Genomic DNA, 23,772 nt, shown 5'->3' with positions numbered 1-23,772 from the left:
ACAAACGGAAGGGCGGTCGCGGAGAGATCCGCGACCGCCCTTCCGTACAACCGCGACCGGTCAGCCCAGTCCGCGGGAATCCTGCTTGAGCGCCGTGTCGACGGTCAGCGCCGTCGCGACGACGAGGCTCAGCAGCGGCTCGGGGAGCTGGAAGTGAATCTGCAGGACGTAGTTGTCCGCCGTCGTGAACATCGTCTTGGCGAGGCCCTCCCAGGTCTTCGTGATCCGGGCCACCTCGTTCTCCGTGTGGTCGACGATCGCGAAGTTCCAGGCACGCCAGTTCTCCGCCTTGATCGCGCCGACCTTCTGGCCGTTGACGTTCATCGCGAAGTTGATCTTGCCGATCATGTTCTGCTGCACGATCTCGCCGACGGACGAACCGTCCGGACGCGTCACGATCACCCGCGACTTGAATATCTTCGCGGGGCGCGTGAGCAGCAGCTGCGGCTGACCGTGCGCGTCACGGATCTCCAGCCGGTGCGTCAGGTACTGGTCGAGGCTGGAGACGAAACGCAGGATCTTCCTGAACACGCCCTGCCCGACCTCGACGACCGAGCCGATCAGGTTGCCCTGCTGGTCCATGACCTTGTACTCGTTGGTCAGCTCGATCAGCTTGGCCTTCTGGTTCACCACCAGGACCGGCTCGGTGAACAGCGTGCCGCCGCCGACGCCGCTCGGCGCCACCCCGGCCTGCTGCTGCACCTGACGCTGAACCCGCGGGTCGGGGGCCGCAGCCTGCTGAGGAAACGCCTGCTGCGGCGGCTGGGCCTGCTGCGGTACCTGCTGTGCGGCCGGAGCCTGCTGGTCGGTCCACTGCGAGCCGTCCCAGTAACGCTGCGTCTGGGGGGTCCCGTTCGGGTCCGGGTACCAACCTGCAGGAGTGTTCGAATGCGTGGTCACCGGGGCACACTACCGTGACATGCCCGCAAATCAACCGGCAGTTGGGTATCCATCAGGCGGTGATGAGGGCCGGGTCACTGACACCGGGCCGCCCATTCTCGACATGTCCGGCGAATCGCCGCAGGAAGCCAGCCTCAGTGTCCGAGACGACGGTCAGGTCGTACCAGCACTTGCTCGCCCGCAGGTCCACCGTGTACTTCACGGTCGCGCCCGCCCGCACCCGGAAGGTGTGAGGCTGTCCGCCGTAGCCGTTCGTGAGCGTGAGCGTTGCCGTGACGGCGCCCTTGTTGACGAGGGTGAGCTCCACATCACAGCCGGTATGGCGGGCGGTGACCTCGGGACCCGTTGTCTTGCCGGCGCCCTTGAACGTGCGCAGGAAGCCGTTCGGGCCGTGCACCGTGAGGTCGTACGAGCCTCCGGAGTACGCCGAGTTCCAGGTGTCGGAGACGGTCTTGCCCGCTTCGGTGGTGTACGTCCAGGGGCCGTCGGTGCGGTTGCCGGAGGTGACGAGGAAGGCCGCGCCGGCCTTGGCGCCGGAGCCGAAGGTCAGCGTGTACTTGCCGGCCGCGGTGTCCGCCGAACCGTCCACGAGGGGCGCGTACTTGAGGGGCCGGGACGGGCGTGAGCCGCGCTCCTGCCGGGGCAGGGCGGGGTTCGCGGGCGGGGTGGGCACATAGTCGGGGTGGCGGTTGCTGTCCGGCGGCCGGTAGCCGTCGGTGTCGGGCAGCGCGACCGGCTCGGTGTCCTTGTGGGCGAAGTCGAAGGCTGCGGTGAGGTCGCCGGTGATGGCGCGCCGCCAGGGCGAGATGTTGGGCTCGCGCACCCCGAACCGGGCTTCCATGAACCGGATGATCGAGGTGTGGTCGAGCGTCTCGGAGCAGACGTAACCGCCCTTGCTCCAGGGCGAGACGACGAGCATCGGCACTCGCTGGCCCAGTCCGTAGGGTCCGGCGGCACGGCTCGCGTCCCCCGCGTAGAGGTCCGGGCCGACGTCGACCGTGGACTTGCCCTGCGCGGCGGACTGCGGCGGGAACGGCGGCACGAGGTGGTCGAAGAAGCCGTCGTTCTCGTCGTACGTGATGAACAGCGCCGTCCTGCTCCACACCTCCGGGTCGGAGGTGAGCGCGTCCAGCACCTGAGAGATGTACCAGGCGCCGTAGTTGGCGGGCCAGTTGGGGTGCTCGGTAAACGCCTCGGGAGCGGCGATCCAGGAGATCTGCGGCAGCTGCCCGCCCTGCACGTCGGCCCGGAGCCGGTCGAAGAAGCCCTCGCCCTTGCGGGCGTCGGTGCCGGTGCGCGCCTTGTCGTACAGCGGGTCGCCGGGCTTGGCGTTGCGGTACTGGTTGAAGTACAGCAGCGAGTTGTCACCGTAGTTGCCGCGGTAGGCGTCGGGGATCCAGCCCCAGGAGCCGTTCGCGTCGAGCCCGTCGCCGACGTCCTGGTAGACCTTCCAGGAGATCCCGGCCGCTTCCAGCCGCTCCGGGTACGTCGTCCAGCTGTACCCCGCCTCGTCGTTGCCGAGGACCGGGCCGCCGCCCTTGCCGTCGTTGCCGGTGTAACCCGTCCACATGTAGTAGCGGTTGGGGTCCGTTGAGCCGATGAACGAGCAGTGGTACGCGTCGCAGATGGTGAACGAGTCGGCCAGCGCGTAGTGGAACGGGATGTCCTCACGCGTCAGATAGGCCATCGTCGTCGCCGACTTGGCGGGCACCCACTTGTCGTACTTGCCCTTGTTGAACGCGGTGTGCCCGTCGCTCCAGCCGTGCGGGAGGTCCTGGATGAACGCGAGACCGAGGTCGTCCGCCTCCGGATGGAAGGGGAGCACGTCCTTGGTGCCGTCCGACTGGTACCAGACCGACTTGGTGCCCGTCGTGGTGGCCGGACGCGGGTCGCCGAAGCCGCGGACGCCTCTCATCGAGCCGAAGTAGTGGTCGAACGAGCGGTTCTCCTGCATCAGGACGACGATGTGCTCGACATCCTCGATCGAGCCCGAACGGCGGTGCGCCGGCAGAGCCGCCGCGCGCTGGATGCTGCCGGACAGCGCGGTGAACGCCGCTGTACCACCGGCGAGTTGGAGGAATCGACGCCGATTCGCTTGAGGCATGAGTGGGTGACCTCTTGTCCTGACGGGGCCTTCGGCCTGAGGTTGATGGAACGTGCGCGAAGGGAGTGTTCCAAGCGCACCAAACGTCAGGAAAGGGCCCTGTATCACTTGGGTGAAACTCGGCGGTACGCGAGGCGAACGGTTCCGGACAGACCCCCTGCACGCGCCGGTTCGGCTGACGCGCCCGGGGCGTGAGCCGTCAGTCGGCGGTGGCGGCGGCCAGTACGGCGAGTCGGCGGCCGTCCGGGCACAGGGCGGCGACGGCGATGGCCGAGGGCCCCGTGCCGAGCCGGCCCTCGAACGCGTCGAAGGTGAACCAGTCGCACCCCTCGGCGCGTTCCCCCACCTCGGTGACCGACGCGCCGTCGGGCGCACCGCACAGCGCGGCGAGCGTCCGCCACGCGGCGAGGCGACCGTAGGCACCTTCCTCGCACGTGCCGCCGTTCGCGCCGATCCAGAACAGCCTCGCCCACAGCTCGCTCGGCTCGCAGACCTTGACCCACTTCTCCGGGTGGTCCAGCCCTTCCAGGCAGGCGAGGTCCAGCGACGCCAGGACGGACGGAACGTGCCGCGGATACAACCTCCCCGCGTCCAGCTCGCCCAGCTCGGCCAGCTCGAAGACACGGGCCTCGACGCGGAAGCCGGGCTCCCCCTTCCAGGTGTCCACCGCCGTGCGCAGGCCCCGCATCAGCGCAGGCGTGGTCACCTCCATGAGACGCGGCGCGGACGTCTGCCCAGCGGGCACTTCGATGCTCCTCGTACGGAAGAAGGAGCGAGAAGTACTGGTCACCGACGAGCCGTCGGCGAATTGAGTGACCGTCTCGGCGGGCACACCGCGGCGCGAACGACGTGCGGAACCGATTGCCGAACCGACCGCCGAACCGACCGCCTGACGATCAGCTGGACAGACACCCCGGCGGGCATGCGCGGCCCGAGCGGCGATGCAGCCAAATCTTGACATTACGCCCTCAGTGTATTATGTATGGATACAGCGTAAACTTACAGTGCATAGCGGGTGAGACAAGGAAAAGACAGCCTTCCGGCCGCCCGGATCACGTTGGGATCGACATGACGACGAGTTGCAGCTGGCCCTTCCCGCGCCACCCTGGCCAACAACCGGAGACGGGGGTCCCGAGGGTGACCGTGCTCGTGCCCGCCTACAGGGAGACGGACTCTCTCCCCCACGTCCTCGATGCACTGCAGACGCAGACACGTCTCGCGGACCGCGTCATCGTGACCCTGGATCCGCATCAGGACAGCGGTCGAACCGAAGGACTGGAGCGAATTGCCCGAGCGGCGGGCGCCGAAGTCTGGCATTCGGTCGACAACAGGCACAAGAAGGCCGGCAATCTCAACGGAGCGCTGGACAAGTTGCTGCCGACCATGGCGGACGACGACGCAATCCTCATCCAGGACGCCGACACCTATCTGGATGCTCGCTTCATCGAGGTGACCACCCGGAAGTTGACGCAGGGCTACGGCGCCGTGGGCGGGAACTTCAGGGGTCGCTCGGGCGGCAGACTCTGTGGCGTCTTCCAGCGCAATGAGTTCGCCCGGTACGCCCGGGACACAGCACGAAAGAAGGGCAAGGTACTTTGCCTGACAGGCACCGCCTGCCTTTTCAAGGCCGGCGCTCTTAAAGGTGTGCTCGCCGCCCGAGAATCCGGTGTTCTGCCCCCGGCCGACGGAGTATACGACACGAAGGCACTGACCGAGGACAACGAGCTCACGCTCGCTCTGAAGCATCTCGGATTCCGCATCGTCGCTCCAGCCCGCGCGACCATGAGTACTGAAGTCATGGAGACATGGCGAGCGCTTGCGAAGCAGCGGCTTCGCTGGAAGCGCGGGGCGCTCGAGAATCTGATCGGCTACGGCGTGACTCGTTACACCGCAGAAGGTTGGGTCAGGCAGGTCGTGGCCTTCCTCGGGGTATCCGTGTCGACCGTATACATAGGTTCGGTTCTGTGGTTCCTCGCAACTGGATCGGGCCTGAGAATCGCTCCGTTCTGGATAGCCTTCACCGCTTTTTATGCGCTTGAGCGGGCGATCACCGCGAAATCCAGGGGTTGGCGCGTGTCGATTGCCTCGATGCTGGTCATACCGGAATGGTTGTACGACCTGTTTCTGCAGGGCGTGCACCTCCGCGCGCTCGTCGATACAGCTCTTCAGCGAGAGCGAAACTGGTAATTCCAAGCCGTCCCCGGAATGGGGTCGAACAGATAGAGGAGTCAATCATGGCCAACTATGCAGGCACAGGTGCCGCAATGAGCGGAACCAGTTCGGCAGGGGTACTGCCCCTCACCGGTGGCCCCAGCAGCATCTGGTTCTGGATCGTCGTGTTCGTTCTGATCTCGGCGGGATTCGCTGTTCTGCGGCTGTTTCCCCGAAAGGTCGATGACGACTCCTGACCGGGGCCGGACATGAAAAAGGCAAGTCAACTTCTGGGTATCGGCATGATACTCGTCGGTTTGCTCCTGGGAGGCTTCATGCTTTTCCAGACCCGGCACTCAGACAATCAGTACAGAGTCACCCAGCAGGCACTGCACAAGAAGATCCAGACGTCGGTCGAGGCCCCTCAGGAAGGCGCCGCGCTCGCGACGCTGAGGATTCCTCGATTTGGCTCGGACTATGACCCCGTGATCGTTGAGGGCGTGTCTCAGAGTGCTCTTGCGAAGGGTCCCGGGCACTATCCGGGGACGGCCATGCCGGGTGAAATCGGCAACTTTGCGATTGCCGGTCACCGCACGGGGTGGGGTCAACCGTTTCATCGGTTGCCGGACCTGACAAAGGGCGACGAAATCAAGGTCTACTGGCACCGCAAGACATACACCTACCGGGTCACCCGGACCCAGGTCGTCAAGCCCACCGACGTCGGCGTCGTTCTTCCCGTTCCCAACAAGCCGGGCGCCAGGCCGGACAAGGCCCGGATCACGCTCACCACCTGTACGGACCGCGGTTGGACCGGCACATACATCCACCGGCTCGTGGCATGGGGCGAGCTGGAAAAATGATCATTGGGTGCCGTCGGCACCGGCGCAGCGTCGAGCGTTGGGCGTCAGCCCAGGCACGTGCGGGCAGCAACCGCGCAGACATGGCTTGCCGCGTGCGTAGCCGCCGAACACTGCGTTGGGCAGCGGCTGCATCACCCGCCCCTCCCCCCCTCCAGCCAACGGAGTGGCCTGGGAGCGTACGCGGTGCTCCGGTAGGGCCGCCTTCAAGACGGCTCGTTTCAGCCCAGCACTCTCGTCAGCCGACCGTTGCGTACCGGCACCTTGACCCGCGGCCTGCGGCCCAGACGTACCGGCATCTGCGCCGCCTCCGCTGCTTGCCAGGTACTCGACTGGCCGCGCTGTGGATGGCAGCCCCATGCCCAGCAACAGGCAAATCGGACAACGAATCGGTCCGGGGACACCGTCGGCAGTTCGGCGCTGCGGACAGGCAACAATTTTCGATGAGGGACCTCCTTCGCCGTCCCCTACATCATCGGCGCGATCAAGTGCTGCTTCCGCGACACCACGTGCGCCGTCCAGGTGCCCCGGCGTCTACAGGAAGCCCGGATCCACCTCGCCAAGGCCACCGAGGAGCTCCGCAGCCGGCTCGGGCGTATGCCCACCGTCAAGGAGCTCTCGCAGCTGATGTGCCTCCGCGAGGAAGAGGTAGACGAAGCCCGGCTCGCATCCAACGGCTACGCCTCTTCTTCCCTCGACGCCACCATCGGCTCCAGCGACGACGGCGAGGCCGTGCTGGGGCCGACTTCCTCGGCACCGACGACCACGCCCTCGAACTCGTCGAGGACTTCAACGCCCTGGCCCTCTTGATCACTGGGCTCGACGACCGTGAACGGCGCATCATCCACATGCGCTTCGTCGACGAACTGACCCAAGCCCCGATCGGCGAACACCTCGGCATCTCCCAGATGCACGTCTCCCACCTGCTTTCCCGAACCCTCACCAAACTGCGCGAAGGCATGCTCACCACCAACTGAAACTGCATGTCATCGGGGACGAGGCCGTCGGCTGGGCCGATGACCTCGCAGTCTCGGATGAACTGGCCTGACGGCTGGGGAACGTTGAAACGCGCGCGCCTGGGGAGCTAAGTCCGTACGCCGACACGCCGCAGCGACTTCCGCACCCGGGTCAGCAAGTGGACCGGCGCGCCCTACTCCTGCGCAGAGACGGGCGTCCCGACCTGGAATCCGGCCCGACGTCGGGCGTCGTCCACCGTCCAGTGAATCTTGCCCTCGGGGAGCTGGTCGATCGCAGCGTACCGTTCCGCGTCGTCGTCGATGCCGGCCAGCACCATGTGGACGGTGAAAGAGTCTGCCTTCCGCCGCTGATCTACAGGCCAGCGCGAGGCGGTCCAGCGGGCCTGCTCGACCGTCGGCACCGACAGGCCGACGTCCTCGGCGAGCCGGGCCAGGCACCGCGCCACTGACCCTGCGGTCCCCGCGAGCGGGCCGCCGCGGGGAGGCATCGGCTCCAGCTCCAGCGCCCGGTCCCCGATCGTGAACCGCGCCTGCGGCTGCTGCCTGACAGCCCGCAGCTCTGCAACGATCTCCTCATATCGGGAGCGACTGACGGCTCCGATCTTCTCAGTCTCCTCAGACACGGCACTCCCCACCCGAGTACGGGCCAGGGCACAACGCCCAAGACTCTCGACTGGAAAGGCCCACATCCGTCACCCCAGAATCAGGCCATCGGACCCATGATCACAGCGAATGACGGTAATCAGCTACAACTGCGCGGAATTGGCCGCGCAGTGCGATCAACAGACAGTTCGTCCTCCCTTGCCTGTCCTGCTCAAGGTCATACACAACCCCGGCTCAGGACGTCAGACGGCTGCGCGCAAGGGATCGCAAAAGGGATCTGCTACGTGGCTCCGGTCAGGGAGCGAGTGCCCGGTGGAGCGTGGGGTAGCAGGGGATGACAGTGTCGAGGCCGACGATTTCGACGACCCGCAGGACCGGTGCGGTCAGGGCTGCCATCCGGATCCAACCGTTAGCCGCCTCGGCAGTGCGGTGAGCTGCGGCCAGGACGCTGATGGCGCTGGAGTCCATGAAGGTGACCCCGCTGAGGTCCAGCACCAACTGCGACGGGCTGATGCCGTCGATTCGCAGGGCCTGGCGAAGCAGGTCGACGTTGTCGGCGTCGATTTCGCCGCACAGCGCCAGGACACGGGTGCCGGCGGTAGCGGTCTGGGTGATCGACAGTCGGGCGTGCGGTGCCGTGTATGCCTGCCCGCGTAACCCTTCAACAATCCTCTCCGGTACCAGGCCAGCGCCATTCGAGGGGAAGGCCGCAAGCGCCACACCCTACGGGTACTGCATCCCCGTGGCTGTGCCACAGGTACCGTTCCGGGCGGGGCGTACACGGTACCGGGAGGGGTACCCGGCGGGGAGACGGAAGCGGGCAGAATGGATGAATCATCTGGTGGGCAGCCTGATGCGGGTCCGCTCTTGGAGACCTCCCTCGCGCTGGACAGCGACGGCTCACGCATCGCCCAAGCCCGCCACCTCGCAGCCGTCTTCCTGACGAAGATGCGGGACGACTGCGGCATCCCGGTGGCAAGCACGGCGGTGGAGATCGTCCAGCTGATCGTCAGCGAACTCGTCACCAACGCCCGCAAGTACGCCCCCGGACCGGCCCTTCTGCGTCTGCGGATCACCGGCCCCCTCCTACGGGTCGAGCTCTGGGACAGCAACCCCGTCCTGCCGACCCCCAAAGCACCGGATCCGGAACGCATCGGCCAGCACGGCCTGGAGATCGTCACAGCCCTCGCCCGCGCTGTCACCGTGGAGCAGACGCCCGGCGGCAAGCGCATCACCGTCGACGTCATCCTCAACACCGTCACCGCATAGCCGAATCGGGTTCGCACCCCAGCCGTTCGAAGACGGGCACACCACAGCACGCAGCTCAGCCCGCGCCCTGCCGCACGACCGGACACCAGCCGAGCCCTGATGCCGACTGCGCTCTGAGACGTTGTTGTTTCCGGACTTGAGGGCGGTGTTTTCGCTGGTTAGGGGTAGGAGCGGTGATTCTGTGGGAGTCGTGGCCTGTCGTGTCGTCGCTCCCCGGGAGGTTGCGGATGCCGTCGGTTGTCGGACTGCTGGAACAGCCACGAACTTGCAGCTCGCTGTCGGGTCGACGGGTTGCGGGAGGAGGCCGACCATATCCAGGCCGAACTGGCCGTGGCCGAGCTGGAATGGCAGGAGTGGATGGTCGCCCGCAGGCGGGCCGATGCGGTGCTGGCTCCGGACTGCGGCAGCACCGCCGACACGGAGGATGTCCCTGATCCGCGGGCTGCGGGCGGGCCGTCAGCGCCCCGGGATTCGGCGAAGCCGAAGTCGCAGGTGCCGGTGTGGCGTGAGGGGCTGGCCTGGTCGGTGCTGTCGGTGGACTACCAGCGCATTCTGCAGGTGCTCTCGGACCGGGACCGGCTCCATCAAGGGCCGCTGACCTGCCAGGAGTTGGCCGCCGTGTTCGGCCTGGACGTGGTACCGGCCAAGGTGGAGGCACTGCGGTCGAAGGCGAAACGTCTGGTAGCGCGGGGCTGGCTGGCCGAGCGGCAGCCGGGGCGGTTCACCCTCGCCCAGAGTGTGGCCGGGCAAGGCGGCGCCTCATGAGCAGGATCATCGACCAATAGATCATCGCCTCGGCGCTGGTGGTGCGGCGTTCGTAGTGCCAGCCGGCGGGTGCGCATCAGATGGGCGAAGAACCGCTCGACAATCCACCGCTTGGGCAGCACCACGAGGCCGCGCATGTCGTCGCTGCGTTTGACGATCGCGAGGACCAGGGCGAGCGTGGCCAGGCAGTAATCGACGAGGGGGCCGGTGTAGCCGCCGTCGGCCCAGACCAAGGCGAGGCGGTGGTGCGCGTCGGCCACGACCTGGGCGGCGGCGCGGTCGCCGCTGTCCGCGGCGGTGACCATCACCCCCAGCAGCAGACCGAGGGTGTCGACCACGACGTGCCGCTTGCGCCCGTTGACCACTTGCCGCCGTCGAAGCCACGGCTGTCAGAGCCGACGACGGCATCCGCTCTGACGGACTGCGAGTCGATCACGCCAGCCGTCGGCTCCGTGTCACGCCCCGCCCTCTCGCGGATCCTTGCGCGCAGCCGGTCGTGGAACTCCTTGACCAGGGCGTGGTCGCGCCAGCGCTGCCGTCAGCTCCTGATGTGTGCGCCTCCCCCCGCGTACCACCGCAAGCCGGGAGACCGAGCGGCCGGTCCAAGCCGTCTCAGACTGCGGCCGTCGGGCCAGCCGATCCCGCGGCGCGCCGGTACTCGGCATTGATCCGCTGCGCTTCCTCGAGCTGGTCCTCAAGGATGACAATCCGGCAGGCAGCCTCGATCGGTGTGCCCCGGTCGACGAGTTCGCGGGCGCGGGCGGCGATGCGCAGCTGGTAGCGGGAGTAGCGGCGGTGGCCGCCCGCCGAGCGCAGCGGGGTGATCAGGCGGGCTTCGCCGATCGCGCGGAGGAAGCCCTGCGTGGTGCCGAGGAGTTCGGCGGCCCGGCCCATCGTGTAGGCAGGGTAGTCATCGTCGTCGATCCGGCCGAACGAGTCGTCTGCCGTCATTGCACCTCTCTCATGGAACGCGTGGAGGGGCCCTGGCGCTGTGCGCGCCAGGGCCCCGAAGGAACTGCTACACCATCTGCCGACCCTGATACTGCGCCGGCCTTCTGTATCCGCACCAGCTCACCGTGAGTGTGAGCGTGTGCGGGGATCGCGGTTGCTCGACCGGAGACCACCTCACTATCGATGTCCTGCGGTACCCGGGCTCAGTCATTCCGCCCGGGCGATCCTGATGGCGCCTCGCTCCTCCGTTATTTCCTCTTGACCAACATTTACCGAAGGGGACTGCGTACTTCTGGCACTGCTCTACTGCGTGTCCTACTGCGACCTGAGGAAGCGTCGCTCTTCGGCAGCCAGCCCCGTCGCCCGTCCTACATCTGCTGTGGCTTAGAACCCCACTGCCGAACCTCCCGATGCGCGCGCCCGCAGCCGACGCCTTCACCGAGGTACCACTCACCAACTTCACTGCTGGGTCCTGCGAACTGCACTTACCGGTAGTGCAACTACAACTTCAACTGCGGTCCTGCTCACGGTGGCCCCTGATCACTGCGGGCCATCCGGTCCGGCCGTCAGTCTCGTCGCCGACCTGCAACAACCCTGGCTTCGAAACTCCACCACCGCACCGTCCTGCAACTGCCGCTACCACTCCCGGCAGTTCGTGTCTGCCGGGCCCTGCTGTCTTCCTGGCTACGAGAGAAACCATAGCTAGACGATCAGCCAATGTCTACTCCAGCCACCATAGATTTTCGCGTGGCCGGTGAGGAGGTAATCAGGCTCGAGGAGCGCGGCCACTCCCCGGGCGCAGCCGAGACGCAGCACAGGGTGCAGTGCAAGTCGCGCGGGTTGGGCTCTGTACGATCACCAGCCGCCGTACCCTAGCGGACGCAAGCCAGGACGGGCTGCCGCGCGGCTCCTGCGCGGACCCCAGTCCGGCTCGGCGGGGTCTGCAGCGACGTCACCGTCCGATTCCGACAGCGGAGAGAGAGTTCCGTGGCCTGCGAGACCAGTCCCCAGATGTCAGCTGAGCTCTCTAGGCGGGCGGGCCACTACGCCGCCGCTGTCGCCGAGCGCCTCCTGGATGCAGGTCGGCCGGTAACCGGGGTACAGAGCTGCGGTCCCTGGCACGACGCGGACGGTGGCGAGTACCTCGATGTCGAGGCAGGCATCTCGTTCACGCAGGCATTCCAGGATCAGCATGGCGGGGGCGACTGCGGGATCCACTGGGCGGGCACGTCCGGCTGGTGTCTCTACACCGCCGACCAGGAGGACCGGTACCTCTCAGGTGTCCGCTGGCCAGGAGCCGGCCTGCTTCCCGAACCCCGCATCGTCGCGGCCTTCGTCGACGCCTTCCGTCGCGACCCGGCCGGAGCCGGAAGCAGCGAACAGCCCCTCTACCGGCAGGAGGGCCAAGACTTCGCCGTGCTGCTGGACAGCCTCGCCCCCTACCTTCCCGCCCAGCCCTGCCTGTTCGAAGAACCTTAGATCCGTTTCGCCGACCTGCACAGACGCGCCTACGAAGACCGTGTGCGTCGGGCACTGGTCTCCCGCGCCTCGCATCCACTGACCCACCTCCCCGCCAGGGCGAACTCACAGCCCTTCTGCACCTGCTCGAGTACGCCGAAAGCAGCAACCCCAGCGCCCTCAACAGGCTGCTGGCAGCCGACCTCGGAGCCCGCGCAGGCCAGCCCCCCAAAACCGCGGACACCCACAAGAGCGCCTTCCAGGAAGCCCACCACCGCCGACAAGCGTTTTGACGGAGACGGAGCGCGAAGGTACACCAGGCACGGTGTCCCCGAGGACGGACGAATCGTTTTGACGAACGTGACGGATGATCATTGGATGAACTCCAGCCACGGCGCACAGGCCGGCAGCGGCAAGCGCAGAGCCGAGGCCCGCGTTCCAGTACAAACGCGCCGAACGCCTTCCAACCTCGCGCACGCCCGTGGCCAGACCTCAGCGGAAACCCCGGACCCGAACACACCTCTCACTACACACAGCTCGCCAGGGAATGGGCCGCCCGCGACGCCACCATCCCCTGCCACCCCGACCCGCTGTGGCAGCGCCTGGCCTCCCCCGAATACCTCAGGCACGACACGGAAAATACCCTGCGCCGGCTCCACCTCGCAGGAGGTAAACACTCCGCTGACCGCACAGCCCAGTCAGCTCAACCGGAGGCACCCCGGCGTGCGGGTCGATGAACTCCTGCCGGATTGTTCATCGGCATAAGCCCTTCGCACGCAGCCGCTGCTGTCGAGGCGGGGCACGCCCCTGTGCCAACCTGCCAACCTCATCCGCGCGGTACGTCGGTCTCGACTCGGATCAGGGCCGCGCAGCAACTGCGCGGCCCTGATCCGTGCATTTCAGATTCCGCCCGCGCCCCCGTCAAGCCAAGGCGTCCATTGTTTCGGGTCGGGCGGTGCGGCTGCATGAGGCAGCCGTGCTTGCCGACCGCGGCGCCCGCGGGCAGGAGGGAGGGGGGAGAGGTCAGGCCGGGTTGATGTTCTCGGCCTGCGGGCCCTTCTGGCCCTGGGTGACATCGAACGTCACGATCTGGCCCTCCTGCAGCTCACGAAAGCCCGCGGAGTTGATCGCGGAGTAGTGCGCGAAGACGTCCGGACCGCCTCCGTCCTGGGCAATGAAGCCGAAGCCCTTTTCCGCGTTGAACCACTTCACAGTTCCCGTAGCCATGTCTCATGCCTTCCAGTCGATGGACGCCTCCCACTTCATGCGGAAGGCGGAGGTGATCGCCCTGGTCCCTGCGGCACAGCACAGCAAAAAGCCCACACCAAAGGCGTGGGCAAAGGGGAACTCCGAACCACGACAGCTGACGCAGACGCTACACGCCCACACACTCTGTCACCAGTGGAAACGATCACGCCCACACGCCGGGACCGGGTGTACGACGGCCGCCGACGCTGGCGAGCACGCTCATCTCGGACCGCGGCCATCAGGTTCGCGGCGTCGCCTCGATGGGCGGTCCCTTCGTCGACGGTTCGCGCGCGGGCGATGCACCGCCGGATCAGGGAAAACGCTGGTCAGAGTAAGGTTCGCCGCTGTGCGACGAACGCGTAGAGCTCGCCGCACGCCTCCCCCAGGAAGCAGCCAGCTACCTCACCTCGCCGATGCCCACCGGCAGGCCACGACCGGCTGGGGCTTCGTGAAGGACCTCGCCCAACGGTCCCGTGGCACTCTGGCGACACCCTGCAGGGACACCGGATTCGGTCCTTAGCATCGTCGCCCGCCTCGCCGGAGACGACCTGACCGCCCGGATCATCGGACAACTCCCCGACGGCTGCGCCCTGCTGTTCGGACGAGCCCAGCTCGCCCGGGCAGCCTGACAACAGGCCCGGAATCCATCACCGTCGGACACGAACGGGCACACACGTCCCAGTGGCCGTCATGCCCGCCCGACCAGTGTGACGGCACCACGAAAGCCGCCCAAGGCGCCGCCACTCGGTACTCCAGCTGTACAGCGGCGACTTCCAGCACGAGTGCCTCTCCGTATTTGGATCGCTCTCAGCCCCTTTCTAAGACACGAGACTGCCCGGAACGCCCGCGTTCCGGGCAGTCTGCATGGGAGTCAGCCGCCAAGTGCGTGGGGTGGCTGCAGGGTTCAACCGTCTCAGGCCGGGTCCGTTGGGTTCGGCGATCCGGTGACCCGCCGGTGTTCAGCGTTGATGCGCTGCGCTTCGTCGAGGAGCCTGGGCGATGCCGCGTATCAGTCCGGCCCGTGGCGAAGCAGGGGGTAGTCATCGTCGAGACGGCCGTACGAGTCGGCCGCGGCCCTACCGCCCCCTCACGGCGCGACGAGGGGTCCTGGCACCGTTGGTGTCAGGGCCCCTCCGCACTGTCGTGCACCACCAGGCGTTGCGACGCGGGCCCGAACGTTGTCGCGGTCAGTAGGTGACCAGGGAGATGGCGATGTAGTGCGCCGTGAAGGCTGCCACGGTCAGGGCGTGGAACACCTCGTGAAAGCCGAACCACCGGGGTGAGGGGTCAGGGCGCTTGAGGGCGTAGACAACCGCGCCCGCGCTGTAGAGCAGGCCACCGACCACGATCAGGCTGAGTACGGCCGCTCCCCCGGTATGCAGGAAGTCGGGCAGATAGCGGACCGGTGCCCAGCCCAGGGCCAGGTAGCACGGGGTGTACAGCCAGCGCGGAGCTCCGACCCACAGGACCCGGAACGCGATGCCGGCCAGTGCGCCCACCCACACGATCCACAGCAGTACGGACCGCTGGCCCGGCGGGAGCAGGAGCACGGCCAGGGGGGTGCAGGTGCCGGCGATGATGAGGAAGATGTTGGCGTGGTCGAGACGCCGCAGGAGAGCCTCGCCGAGCGGCCCCCAGGTGCCACGGTGGTAGATGGCACTCGTTGCGAACAGCATCCAGGCGGTGACCGAATACACGGCGCAGGCCACGGCTGCCTGCGGAGTGCGGGCCAGGCAGATGAGCACGATGCCGGCGATCAGCGAGGCGGGGACCATTCCCGCATGAAGCCAACCGCGCAACTGCGGCTTGATCGGTTCGACCAGGTCGGTTGCCCGCTCCACCAGCGCGGCCACCGGATGAGCGTTCCCTGTCGCTTGGTCGTCGCGTGATCCGGCGGGCGGCTCGTCTTCACGAGCCTCCCGCCGCCGTGAGGCGACGTAGATGCATTCGGGTTCAGCAGCGTCCTGGGACACGGCTTCTCGTCCTCCCTCGTGGGCATCACCGGTGATCATGGAGGCATGCTAGAAGACGACACTCGGACAGCATTCCGAGAGGTCGCTCGCGAACTCCGTGCTCACCGTCGCGGCCTGCTTTTCCGCAACGGTTGCGGTTGGTATTGCGACCTCATTGATCCTGGCGTCGATTGGGTGTGCCGGAGCCGAATAAACCGGCCCGTCATGGGAACGATCAGGACTTCCGACCGGGCATTGGGCCCGCCTACGCGCAAGGATCGTCGATGCTTCCTGAGGTCCGTCCCCACGTATCCACCCCCCTCACGAGCCAGTTGGAACACCAGTTGGGTCTGGCTCCGCATCTCGAGGCGGGCCGTCTTGATGTGGAGCGCGTCGCCGGCATCGCAGTCGTCGCAGCGGCTCACTCCGACGGATATGCCGCCACCGGCCATCTCCTCGGGCTGCTGGCCGCGCTGCCTGCCCCCACCAAGGCGGGAGAGCGCTTCTGGTCCGAGCTGTGGAGGTCATCGGGCACCGCCTATCTGCTGCCCGCCAACATCAAGACTCTGGTGTTGCGCTCGTTGACCGGAGAGGGAACCGCCCTGGCCCGGCAGATCCTCTCTGCCGTCGACCAGATGACCCCACCCCAGCGCGTCGCAGCAAGCGAGGTGATCGGACAGGCCCTCGTCGAGTCCGACGACTTCCCCGACCTCAAGACAGAGGTCATCGGCGAACTGTGGCTCCGGGATCTCGAACTCACCGCCTGGCGCGTCCTGCACGCAGACCGCAGGTCGGACGATCCCGTGGGGCGTAAAGCCTTCCTCGACGCCTGGATGAGCGTCTGAAGGGTTGTTCTCTGGACCACATGACGGAACCGCTCCATAGCCGTGTGCAGTGCTGACAGCGCAAGTTATCCCGCAGCACCGTCATCTGGGCCGACCGGGGCGAGCATCAGCGGCAGGCCGCGAGTGCAGACGACGGGGTGACCCTCGCGGTCGTTGACTTCTTGCGTGACCCACGGGGGACCGGCTTCCCTTGACCATGGTTGAGCGCCTCGCAAGCGCCACCCCGGTCACCCTCCGAAGCTCCCTCGTCAGACGGTCGGCACCCTCCGTGCCTGCTGTCACCACACGTCAGGGGCCGGGTGGCCAGTCAATATAATCTTCCCCATGTCCAAGCCTGACGAGCTGCTCGTAGACGTCGCCACCCTGGTGGAGTCCGGGCAGAGCAACCAGATGTCCCTGACCGTGGTCACCGGTGGTGCCGTCATCACCGGCCGACTGGCCCCTGAAGCGGTGTGGAGGCAGAGGGTGTCGGACGTGCTGACGGACTCCGCCCGCCTGGGCGAGTTCTCCGCCGTCTTCAACACCCCCGCGGAGAAAGACGGACCTCCCACGCATCTGCACTTCCACGTCGCCCGCATCCTGCAGGGCACAGTCGGAATCCCCGAGACCGGCGGGATGTACCGCGTAGCGATCGCCGACGTCAGCGCCTGGACCATGGGCGACTTCAGCTACTCCGACCACTGAGCAACCCCCGCGGAAAAAACCCGTGGCAAGCGGTGTGGGTCCGGCCGGCGCGCGCCGGCCGGACCCACAGTGCCGTCCAGGTGCCGGCCTGCCCTGTTTCCCGCGGTCGGTCAGACGGACACGGGAGTGCCGAGCATCGCGGAAGCGTGCCGCAGCGAGCTCAGGGCGCGTACGGGTGCGGCCTTGGGGAGGGCGCGGCAGGTGAAACCGAGCTGCGCCATGGCGCGGAGGACTTCGGCGGCGCTGAAATCGCGGCGGTCCTGGCGGGTGATGACCTGGCCGACTTGCTTGACGGGGTAGTGGCGGCGGCCGATGATCACGGATTCGCCGGAGCCCGGCTCGGGCTTGATGCCCTTCATCGAGTCCAGCACGCTGGCCTTGGTGAGTTCGAAGGGGAAGCGGGCGATGACGCAACGCATGTGACCTCACAGGGAGAAGTAGGGGAGAACGGTACGGCCGGGGTGGGCGGTTCAGCGGGAGAGGGCGAGGACGCCCAGAGCGCTGCCTTGCTCGTCGACCACCGGCAGGGCACCCAGTCGACGGGCGCGCATCGCAGCTTCGGCGTCGGCCATCGTGGTCACGGGTGAGGCGAACGACCCGTGGTCGCCGAGGAGGTCGCGCAGCCGGAAACGGTCCGTGTAGGCGGAGCTGTCGCGGATCGTGGTGAGTTCGGCGTGGGTGACCAGGCCGGTGCACTGGCCGTCCTGGTCGCAGACGATCAGCCGGCCCGTGCCGGCGGCGGCCATGACGGACAGCGCCACCTCGACGCTCATGTCGTCACAGACCTGCGGTCCGGCCGCGTCCATGACCTCGGCCACCGTCGTGTGCGCGGGGCCGGCGCTCGCCGGGCGGGGCTGCCTCTGAACCAGCGTCACAAGGTGCCTCCTGCAGAGATGGGTCAGCTTCCTGATCACGGAAGTTCTAGGCCGCCGCATCGAAGACGGTCTGGCGTACGAGCGCGCGGCGGGTCGTCGAGGAGGGGCGGCGCCGGCCTCGGGAGGTGGCGCTGCGCTTGGGGCGTTCGGCCACCGGTGCGGTGATGACGACCGGGATGCCGGACGGGGTCTGGGCGCCGGTGATCCGGTGCAGGGCCTCGTCGCCCGAGCGGATCTGGGTGGTCTGCGGCCGGATCCCGGCGTCCACCATGAGGCGCACCATGCCGCGACGCTGGCTCGGTGTGACCAGGGTGACCACACTGCCGGACTCACCGGCTCGCGCAGTGCGTCCGCCGCGGTGGAGGTAGTCCTTGTGGTCGGTCGGCGGATCGACGTTCACGACGAGGTCGAGGTTGTCGACGTGGATGCCGCGCGCCGCGACATTGGTCGCCACCAACACGCTCACGTGCCCCGTCTTGAACTGCGCCAGTGTGCGGGTGCGCTGCGGCTGCGACTTGCCGCCGTGCAGCGCGGCGGCCCGAACCCCGCTGTTGAGCAGGTCCTGGGTCAGCCGGTCGACGGCGTGCTTGGTGTCCAGGAACATGATCACGCGGCCCTCGCGGGCGGCGATCTCCGTCGTGGCGGCGTGCTTGTCGGCGCCATGGACGTGCAGGACGTGGTGCTCCATCGTCGTGACCGCACCGGCCGACGGGTCGACCGAATGCACGACGGGGTCCGTCAGATAACGGCGCACCAACAGGTCGACGTTACGGTCCAAGGTGGCGGAGAACAGCATCCGCTGCCCCTGCGGACGCACCTGGTCGAGTAGCGCGGTGACCTGCGGCATGAAACCCATGTCGGCCATCTGATCGGCCTCGTCCAGCACCGTGATGCCCACCTGGTTCAGCCGGCAGTCGCCCCGGTCGATGAGGTCCTTGAGCCGGCCCGGGGTCGCGACGACGACCTCGGCCCCGCCTCGCAGCGCGCCGGCCTGCCTGCCGATCGGCATCCCGCCCACCACCGTGGCCAGCCGCAGCCTGACGGACCGGGCGTACGGAGTGAGCGCGTCGGTCACCTGCTGCGCCAGCTCACGCGTCGGTACGAGGATCAGCCCCAGCGGCTGGCGGGGCTCAGCACGCTGTCCGGCGGTACGGGCCAGCAGGGCGAGACCGAAGGCGAGGGTCTTGCCCGAGCCGGTGCGCCCGCGGCCCAGGACGTCACGGCCCGCCAGGGAATTCGGCAGCGTCGCGCCCTGGATCGGGAACGGCGCGCTCACACCCTGCCTGCCGAGTTCGGCCAGCAGCTGCTCGGGCATGGAGAGATCGGCGAAGCTCTCCACGGCAGGCAGCGCGGGGGTGATCGTCGTGGGGAGCGCGAATTCACCCTGCACGGGGGCGGGCCGGCGGCCGTAACTGCCTGACCGAGCAGGACCGCCGGAACGGCGCGGTGCCGGCGAGCCGAAGCGGCTGCCGCCCCTTCCTGCGTCGGCACTGCCATTACGGGTGCGGGGTGAGTGGTCGTTCGTACGTGTGCGGTTCATGCGGAACCTTCCTCGATGCGGCACATATCAAGGAATTCCCGCAAGCGGTGAGCAGCACGGAATTACAAGTATGGACCGATGCCAAAGCAAATCCGACCGACGGGAATCCGCGGCGGGCGTAAATGCTGAAATAGGTGACGCAGCGAGGACGTAAAGTCCCGGGCGCCGAGGTGCGGTGTGGCCCTTCAGGATGCGCCTGCATCCTGAAGGAGGAGCCGCCCGTGTGGTGAGACTGCGGATTTCTCCGAGCCGTCCCGCAGGTGAAACCACTGCGGGAAAATGCGTGTAGCTGGGGCCCGCACCCCGAGGGATGCGGGCCCCAGCTACAAAGTGCGCGTCAGCGTCAGGCCGGAACGATGTTCTCGGCCGTCGGGCCCTTCTGGCCCTGCGCGATGTCGAAGGTCACCTTCTGGCCTTCGAGCAGCTCACGGAAGCCCTGGGCGGCAATGTTCGAGAAGTGGGCGAACACGTCAGCGCCGCCACCGTCCTGCTCGATGAAGCCGAAACCCTTGTCCGCGTTGAACCACTTCACGGTACCAGCAGCCATGTCATATCTCCTTTGGGGCAGTACACCGGCATCCGCACCGTGCGCACACCGTGTCGCCGCGATGATTACCCCGCCGGAAAATGACCGGAAATACAAAAGTGCTCTCCCCGACAGAAGCCGAGTGGGAGCACTTGAAGTTCGGGAACCACAACTGCAACTGAGATGGACAGTAGCACGCCGCAACGGCCCGCGTCGGTTAAGTAATTCTACTCCGCTCATTGCGGCAAAAACTCTCACTACACGGTCCGGCAAACTCTTACCTCACGAGCACAGATATTGACTCACTCGCAGTGCAGCGTTCCAAAAAAAGCGGAGTCGTCAGCCGCAACCAGGGTTGTCGGGGCGCTTTGGCGTGTGCGGCTGTCCGCAGGATCGCATTGAAGCCACCAACATGAGGCGGACCTGCGCTGATCGCCGCGTCCGGAGCAGTAGCCGAGCGTTCGATCCGGTGAGGGGACGTCACCGTGGATCGTGCCGGGCAGACTGCGCCCTCCGGAAGTGCCGTGCGCTCATAGGCTCGGCTTCACCCGGACATGGCAGCTGACAGCTGGCTGAAACTTTGGTGTTCATTCGCCGTCTGCCCGACGGGCGCCGCATCCAGGACGACCTGTGGCGAGAGTCCGGCCGCCGACCGGGAGCGGAGCGGCTTTGCCTGTCGTCAGAGGGGAGGGCTTGACGGAGCGTGGGACAGCAGGGGATGACCGTGTCGAGACCAACGATTTCAACGACCCGCTGAACCGCTGCCCCGCAAGGCCGCCAGCCGAATCCAGCCGCTGGCGGACGCCTCATCGCGTTGTGCGGCCAGGACGCTGACGGCGCTGGAGTCCATGAAGGCGAGCGCACTGCAGGACGCCGGAAGCGCTACATCTTATAAGGGCGCTACCCCCGTGCGCCTGTGCTGCAGGTAACGTTCCAGGCGGGCGTACCCGGCCCTGAAAGGGGTAGCGGGCGGGGAGAGGGAAGCGAGCACGGATGGACGAGACAAAAGGGGCCGAAGGCGAAACGGCCTCGCTGTTGGAGACATCGCTCGCGCTGGACAGCGACGGCTCCTGCATAGCTCAGGCCCGTCATCTGGCCGCGGCTTTCCTGACGAAGGCGAGAGACGACCACGGCATCCCGATGGTGACCGCCACGGTCGAGATCGTCCAGCTGATCGTCAGCGAACTGGTGACCAACGCCCGAAAGTACGCGCCGGGACCGGCCCTCTTGCACCTGCGGGTCACCAGTGCCGTGGTACGGGTTGAACTCTGGGACAGCAATCCCGCACTGCCGGCTGCACAGGCGCTGGATCCGGAACGCGTCGGCCAGCACGGCCTGGAGATCGTCAGGGCACCCGCCCAAACCGTCATCGTCGAGCGGCCCCCCTCGGCAAACGCATCACCGCGGACATCGCCCTCATCCCGGCCACCGCACAGCCGGTCCCGTCTCGCCTGCTCGAGTAGCTCATGGCGACGGCCGCCGGTCGGCCGGCGGCCGTGTGCCTCGCGCGACGTGGCCCCCGTACCGTCCGCATCGAGCACTCCCCCGCAGGCAGGACCCGGAAGCATGAAACCCGGGTATCAATGTGCCCGCCAGGGACGCACCGGGCCTGTCAGCCTCTACGGGAGTCGAGGCGGGCCCGGCGCTCATGGAACGCCGCAGGCTCGCTCTGCTGCGGGAAGCAGCCTCAACCACCACACCCGAACGGCGTAGGGAGACTGCGCCCCCAACCTAGCCCCTCACAGCCGCTACCGACCCGTCGGGTTCGACGATCCGGCGGCGCGGCGGTGTTCGGCGTTGATGCGCTGCGCTTCTTCCAGCTGGTCCTCGAGGATGACGATGCGGCAGGCGGCCTCGCTGGGGGTGCCCTGGTCGACGAGCTTCCGGGCGCGGGCCGCGATCCGCAACTGGTAGCGGGAGTAGCGGCGGTGCCCCCCGGCGGAGTGCAGCGGGGTGATGAGGCGGGCTTCACCGAGGGCGCGGAGGCAGCCCTGGGTGGTGCCGAGCAACGCTGCGGCCCGGCCCATGGTGTAGGCGCGGTAGTCGTCGTCATCGAGCCGGCCGAACAAGTCGTCTGCTGTCATCGCACCTCTCATGGAACGCGTGGAGGGGCCCTGGCACCATGTGTGCCAGGGCCCCGAAGGAACTGCTACACCATCTGCCGACCCTGGTACTGCGCCGGCCTTCTGTTTCCGCGGGCCCGACCGGACTGCTGTCGGGGCGCGGGGATCGCGGTTGCTCGACCGGAGACCACCTCACTATCGATGTCCTGCGGTACCCGGGCTCAGCCATTCCGCCCGGGCGATCCTGATGGCGCCTCGCTCCTCCGTTCCATCCCTCTTGATCCAGCGCCCCCGGGAGGGCTGCTTACGCTGGAGCTGCTCTACTGCGTATTGCTGGTCCTGCGTACTGCTGGTGATGCGAACTGCTCGGTGACCTGAGGAGGCGTCACTCTTCGGCAGCCAGCCCCGTCGCCCGTCCTGCAACCACTGCCCTGGCTTGGAACCCCGCTGCCGAACCTCCCGGTGCGCGCGCCCGCAGCTGACGCCTTCACCGAGGTACCACTCACAACCTTCACTGCCGAATACCGCGAACTGCACTTGCGGGTACTGCAACTTCGACTGCGGTCCTGCTCACGGCGGCCCCTGATCACTGCGGGCCACCCGGTCCGGTCGTCAGCCCCGTCGCCGACCTGCGGCAACCCTGGCTTCGAAGCTCCACCAGCGCACCGTCCTGACCTGGCATGCATACCTCAAGTGGGGGTACGCCGTCTCTGGCCGCTCAGGAGCAGGCGGCATCTGAGGCTGGATCACGCAGGAGGGGACGAGCATGACAGTGACCGAGACGACCGGGGCGCGGACCGTCGTGCTGCCGGAGATCAGCGACCCGTCACAGATCGCTCCGAAGGACGCCCGCGAGCTGTCGCAGCTGCTCTTCGACCAGCTCGCCGTCCTCGAAGAGGGCACGCCCGAGTACCAGTACGCGCGCAACACCCTCATCGAAATGAACATCACCCTCGTCCAGTTCGCCGCCTCCCGCTTCCGCAGCCGAGACCGGGACGAGATGGAAGACCTCGTCCAGGTCGGCACCATCGGCCTCATCAAGGCCATCGACCGCTTCGAACTCACCCGAGAAGTCGAGTTCACCTCCTTCGCCGTCCCCTACATCGTCGGCGAGATCAAGCGCTTCTTCCGCGACACCACGTGGGCCGTCCACGTCCCGCGCCGCCTGCAGGAAGCCCGTGTCCAACTGGCCAAGGCCACCGAGGAACTCCGCAGCCGGCTCGGCCGCACTCCCACGGTCAAGGAACTCGCCCAGCTGATGTCCCTGTCCGAGGAAGAGGTCATCGAGGCCCGCAAGGCCGCCAACGGCTACACCTCGGCCTCCCTCGACGCCGCGGCGGCGTGGTAGACGCCCATCGCCATCCGGTCGGCGAAGCAGAACAACGCGGTGGGTCGTTCCGCCGCCCGGAGCAGCGTGAGCGCCGCCCGCCGCGCCGGCAGCCGAGGCGGTCTCGGCCACCACCAGCCGGGGATCGAAGGCGACGCCGGCTTCCGCGAGGGCCTGCCGGTATCCCTCCAGGCGTCCGTGGGTGGCCGGGATGTCGTCGACGTTGTTGACGAAGCCGATCCGGCGGTGACCGTGGCGGAGCCGTTCACGCACCACCGTCGCCCCACCCTGCACCTCGTCGGGTACCACCGACGGTACGGACGGGTCGTCCGCGCGTGCGTCGAGCAGCACCGTGGGGACCGAGCGCAACTGCTCCGGCACCTCCACGACCCGGTGGTACATGGACGCGTACAGCACCCCGTCGACCTGGCGCTGGAGCAGGAATTCGATCTCCTTGCGCTCCAGCTCCAGGTCTCCGCCGGTGTTCTGCATGAGCAGCAGCAGGTCGTGCTTGGCGGCTTCCTCCTGCGCTTCGAGGATGATCCGGCCCGCGTGGCGGGTGGTGGCTAGATGGCGTCCCGACGAGTGGTGTAGCCGATCAAGCTGACGGAATCCCCAGGTTGCGGCCCGAATCGCCCTCGCCGGAGGCCCTGCTGAGGCTCGCCGGGCCGGGACCA

General features: G+C 67.3%; 21 protein-coding genes and 4 pseudogenes. 10 read left to right on the top strand and 15 right to left on the bottom strand.

The window, feature by feature from the left end:
- Window positions 1–60 precede the first annotated feature (60 nt).
- From ACZ4N5_RS32400 to ACZ4N5_RS32390, 3 genes are all read right to left on the bottom strand, one after another.
- Window positions 61–900 carry an LURP-one-related family protein gene (locus tag ACZ4N5_RS32400; protein WP_467760594.1) on the bottom strand — a complete coding sequence of 280 codons (840 nt, stop codon included), beginning with the start codon at window positions 898–900 and terminating at the stop codon, window positions 61–63.
- A 52-nt stretch (window positions 901–952) separates the two neighbouring features.
- Window positions 953–3,004 carry a phosphocholine-specific phospholipase C gene (locus tag ACZ4N5_RS32395; RefSeq protein ID WP_467760593.1) on the bottom strand — a complete coding sequence of 684 codons (2,052 nt, stop codon included), beginning with the start codon at window positions 3,002–3,004 and terminating at the stop codon, window positions 953–955.
- 199 nt (window positions 3,005–3,203) lie between these two features.
- Entirely contained in the window at window positions 3,204–3,965 is a 762-nt protein-coding gene (locus ACZ4N5_RS32390; RefSeq protein ID WP_467760592.1) for a DUF6183 family protein, read from the bottom strand.
- Window positions 3,966–4,141: 176 nt separating this feature from the next.
- Between ACZ4N5_RS32390 and ACZ4N5_RS32385 the strand changes: the two genes are divergently transcribed.
- The 4 genes and pseudogenes from ACZ4N5_RS32385 to ACZ4N5_RS32370 all read left to right on the top strand — a co-directional run.
- Window positions 4,142–5,191, top strand: a complete 1,050-nt coding sequence (locus tag ACZ4N5_RS32385) for a glycosyltransferase family 2 protein (protein WP_467760591.1) — start codon at window positions 4,142–4,144, stop codon at window positions 5,189–5,191.
- A gap of 47 nt (window positions 5,192–5,238) precedes the next feature.
- Window positions 5,239–5,412, top strand: coding sequence for an LPXTG cell wall anchor domain-containing protein (locus tag ACZ4N5_RS32380; protein WP_467760590.1), 174 nt, complete (start codon window positions 5,239–5,241; stop codon window positions 5,410–5,412).
- 78 nt (window positions 5,413–5,490) lie between these two features.
- Window positions 5,491–6,015 (top strand): class E sortase, encoded by a 525-nt coding sequence (locus ACZ4N5_RS32375; protein ID WP_467760589.1) that lies wholly within the window; start codon window positions 5,491–5,493, stop codon window positions 6,013–6,015.
- A gap of 447 nt (window positions 6,016–6,462) precedes the next feature.
- Window positions 6,463–6,989 (top strand): annotated as a pseudogene (locus ACZ4N5_RS32370) (sigma-70 family RNA polymerase sigma factor); the annotation flags it as partial.
- Between the two features lie 173 nt (window positions 6,990–7,162).
- Here ACZ4N5_RS32370 and ACZ4N5_RS32365 read toward each other — a convergent pair.
- Together ACZ4N5_RS32365 and ACZ4N5_RS32360 are read right to left on the bottom strand one after the other, a co-directional pair.
- Window positions 7,163–7,612, bottom strand: coding sequence for a DUF6192 family protein (locus tag ACZ4N5_RS32365; RefSeq protein ID WP_467760588.1), 450 nt, complete (start codon window positions 7,610–7,612; stop codon window positions 7,163–7,165).
- A 274-nt stretch (window positions 7,613–7,886) separates the two neighbouring features.
- Window positions 7,887–8,312: an STAS domain-containing protein gene (locus ACZ4N5_RS32360; RefSeq protein ID WP_467760587.1), complete on the bottom strand. Its 426-nt coding sequence runs from the start codon at window positions 8,310–8,312 to the stop codon at window positions 7,887–7,889.
- A 147-nt stretch (window positions 8,313–8,459) separates the two neighbouring features.
- Between ACZ4N5_RS32360 and ACZ4N5_RS32355 the strand changes: the two genes are divergently transcribed.
- Window positions 8,460–8,861 (top strand): ATP-binding protein, encoded by a 402-nt coding sequence (locus ACZ4N5_RS32355; protein ID WP_467760586.1) that lies wholly within the window; start codon window positions 8,460–8,462, stop codon window positions 8,859–8,861.
- A gap of 237 nt (window positions 8,862–9,098) precedes the next feature.
- On the top strand, window positions 9,099–9,626 hold the full coding sequence (locus ACZ4N5_RS32350) for a hypothetical protein (RefSeq protein WP_467760585.1): 528 nt from the start codon (window positions 9,099–9,101) through the stop codon (window positions 9,624–9,626).
- Between the two features lie 107 nt (window positions 9,627–9,733).
- On the opposite strand, the pseudogene ACZ4N5_RS32345 reads toward ACZ4N5_RS32350, so the two are convergent.
- Together ACZ4N5_RS32345 and ACZ4N5_RS32340 are read right to left on the bottom strand one after the other, a co-directional pair.
- Window positions 9,734–9,931 (bottom strand): annotated as a pseudogene (locus ACZ4N5_RS32345) (IS5 family transposase); the annotation flags it as partial.
- Window positions 9,932–10,238: 307 nt separating this feature from the next.
- Window positions 10,239–10,577 (bottom strand): MerR family transcriptional regulator, encoded by a 339-nt coding sequence (locus tag ACZ4N5_RS32340; RefSeq protein WP_467760584.1) that lies wholly within the window; start codon window positions 10,575–10,577, stop codon window positions 10,239–10,241.
- Between the two features lie 1,011 nt (window positions 10,578–11,588).
- Here ACZ4N5_RS32340 and ACZ4N5_RS32335 point away from each other — a divergent pair.
- Window positions 11,589–12,056, top strand: a complete 468-nt coding sequence (locus tag ACZ4N5_RS32335) for a DUF6292 family protein (RefSeq protein WP_467760583.1) — start codon at window positions 11,589–11,591, stop codon at window positions 12,054–12,056.
- Window positions 12,057–13,058: 1,002 nt separating this feature from the next.
- Here ACZ4N5_RS32335 and ACZ4N5_RS32330 read toward each other — a convergent pair.
- Window positions 13,059–13,262 carry a cold-shock protein gene (locus ACZ4N5_RS32330; protein WP_261703049.1) on the bottom strand — a complete coding sequence of 68 codons (204 nt, stop codon included), beginning with the start codon at window positions 13,260–13,262 and terminating at the stop codon, window positions 13,059–13,061.
- Between the two features lie 1,208 nt (window positions 13,263–14,470).
- Window positions 14,471–15,124, bottom strand: coding sequence for a PAQR family membrane homeostasis protein TrhA (gene trhA, locus ACZ4N5_RS32325; RefSeq protein WP_467760710.1), 654 nt, complete (start codon window positions 15,122–15,124; stop codon window positions 14,471–14,473).
- Window positions 15,125–15,519: 395 nt separating this feature from the next.
- Here trhA and ACZ4N5_RS32320 point away from each other — a divergent pair, with 395 nt between their 5' ends.
- Both ACZ4N5_RS32320 and ACZ4N5_RS32315 read left to right on the top strand, forming a co-directional pair.
- On the top strand, window positions 15,520–16,080 hold the full coding sequence (locus tag ACZ4N5_RS32320) for a hypothetical protein (protein ID WP_467760582.1): 561 nt from the start codon (window positions 15,520–15,522) through the stop codon (window positions 16,078–16,080).
- 324 nt (window positions 16,081–16,404) lie between these two features.
- Entirely contained in the window at window positions 16,405–16,764 is a 360-nt protein-coding gene (locus ACZ4N5_RS32315) for a hypothetical protein (RefSeq protein WP_467760581.1), read from the top strand.
- A 110-nt stretch (window positions 16,765–16,874) separates the two neighbouring features.
- Here ACZ4N5_RS32315 and ACZ4N5_RS32310 read toward each other — a convergent pair whose 3' ends face one another.
- From ACZ4N5_RS32310 to ACZ4N5_RS32290, 5 genes are all read right to left on the bottom strand, one after another.
- On the bottom strand, window positions 16,875–17,183 hold the full coding sequence (locus tag ACZ4N5_RS32310; protein ID WP_467760580.1) for an SCO5918 family protein: 309 nt from the start codon (window positions 17,181–17,183) through the stop codon (window positions 16,875–16,877).
- A gap of 51 nt (window positions 17,184–17,234) precedes the next feature.
- Window positions 17,235–17,639, bottom strand: coding sequence for a CBS domain-containing protein (locus tag ACZ4N5_RS32305; protein ID WP_467760579.1), 405 nt, complete (start codon window positions 17,637–17,639; stop codon window positions 17,235–17,237).
- A gap of 46 nt (window positions 17,640–17,685) precedes the next feature.
- Complete coding sequence (locus tag ACZ4N5_RS32300) at window positions 17,686–19,179, bottom strand: DEAD/DEAH box helicase (RefSeq protein WP_467760578.1); 1,494 nt, start codon at window positions 19,177–19,179, stop codon at window positions 17,686–17,688.
- A 343-nt stretch (window positions 19,180–19,522) separates the two neighbouring features.
- Window positions 19,523–19,726 (bottom strand): cold-shock protein, encoded by a 204-nt coding sequence (locus tag ACZ4N5_RS32295; protein WP_151471173.1) that lies wholly within the window; start codon window positions 19,724–19,726, stop codon window positions 19,523–19,525.
- A 1,727-nt stretch (window positions 19,727–21,453) separates the two neighbouring features.
- Complete coding sequence (locus ACZ4N5_RS32290; protein ID WP_467760577.1) at window positions 21,454–21,789, bottom strand: MerR family transcriptional regulator; 336 nt, start codon at window positions 21,787–21,789, stop codon at window positions 21,454–21,456.
- A gap of 745 nt (window positions 21,790–22,534) precedes the next feature.
- On the opposite strand from ACZ4N5_RS32290, the pseudogene ACZ4N5_RS32285 reads away from it, so the two are divergent.
- A pseudogene (locus ACZ4N5_RS32285) lies at window positions 22,535–23,104 on the top strand (sigma-70 family RNA polymerase sigma factor); the annotation flags it as partial.
- A 177-nt stretch (window positions 23,105–23,281) separates the two neighbouring features.
- Here the strand turns inward: ACZ4N5_RS32285 and ACZ4N5_RS32280 are convergent.
- Window positions 23,282–23,587 (bottom strand): annotated as a pseudogene (locus tag ACZ4N5_RS32280) (type 1 periplasmic-binding domain-containing protein); the annotation flags it as partial.
- Window positions 23,588–23,772 lie beyond the last annotated feature (185 nt).

It is taken from the genome of Streptomyces sp. NPDC026500, assembly GCF_055567635.1.
Note: the sequence above shows the minus strand (reverse complement) of the source record. Positions and strands in the feature narration are given on the sequence as shown.

Bases quoted from the DNA above. Each gene is read 5' to 3' on its own strand.
- ACZ4N5_RS32395 (WP_467760593.1), bottom strand. From the start codon at position 3,004: ATGCCTCAAGCGAATCGGCGTCGATTCCTCCAACTCGCCGGTGGTACA.
- ACZ4N5_RS32390 (WP_467760592.1), bottom strand. From the start codon at position 3,965: ATGTCAAGATTTGGCTGCATCGCCGCTCGGGCCGCGCATGCCCGCCGG.
- ACZ4N5_RS32380 (WP_467760590.1), top strand. From the start codon at position 5,239: ATGGCCAACTATGCAGGCACAGGTGCCGCAATGAGCGGAACCAGTTCG.
- ACZ4N5_RS32375 (WP_467760589.1), top strand. From the start codon at position 5,491: ATGCTTTTCCAGACCCGGCACTCAGACAATCAGTACAGAGTCACCCAG.
- ACZ4N5_RS32340 (WP_467760584.1), bottom strand. From the start codon at position 10,577: ATGACGGCAGACGACTCGTTCGGCCGGATCGACGACGATGACTACCCT.
- ACZ4N5_RS32335 (WP_467760583.1), top strand. From the start codon at position 11,589: ATGTCAGCTGAGCTCTCTAGGCGGGCGGGCCACTACGCCGCCGCTGTC.
- ACZ4N5_RS32330 (WP_261703049.1), bottom strand. From the start codon at position 13,262: ATGGCTACGGGAACTGTGAAGTGGTTCAACGCGGAAAAGGGCTTCGGC.
- ACZ4N5_RS32320 (WP_467760582.1), top strand. From the start codon at position 15,520: ATGCTTCCTGAGGTCCGTCCCCACGTATCCACCCCCCTCACGAGCCAG.
- ACZ4N5_RS32315 (WP_467760581.1), top strand. From the start codon at position 16,405: ATGTCCAAGCCTGACGAGCTGCTCGTAGACGTCGCCACCCTGGTGGAG.
- ACZ4N5_RS32310 (WP_467760580.1), bottom strand. From the start codon at position 17,183: ATGCGTTGCGTCATCGCCCGCTTCCCCTTCGAACTCACCAAGGCCAGC.
- ACZ4N5_RS32300 (WP_467760578.1), bottom strand. From the start codon at position 19,179: ATGAACCGCACACGTACGAACGACCACTCACCCCGCACCCGTAATGGC.
- ACZ4N5_RS32295 (WP_151471173.1), bottom strand. From the start codon at position 19,726: ATGGCTGCTGGTACCGTGAAGTGGTTCAACGCGGACAAGGGTTTCGGC.
- ACZ4N5_RS32290 (WP_467760577.1), bottom strand. From the start codon at position 21,789: ATGACAGCAGACGACTTGTTCGGCCGGCTCGATGACGACGACTACCGC.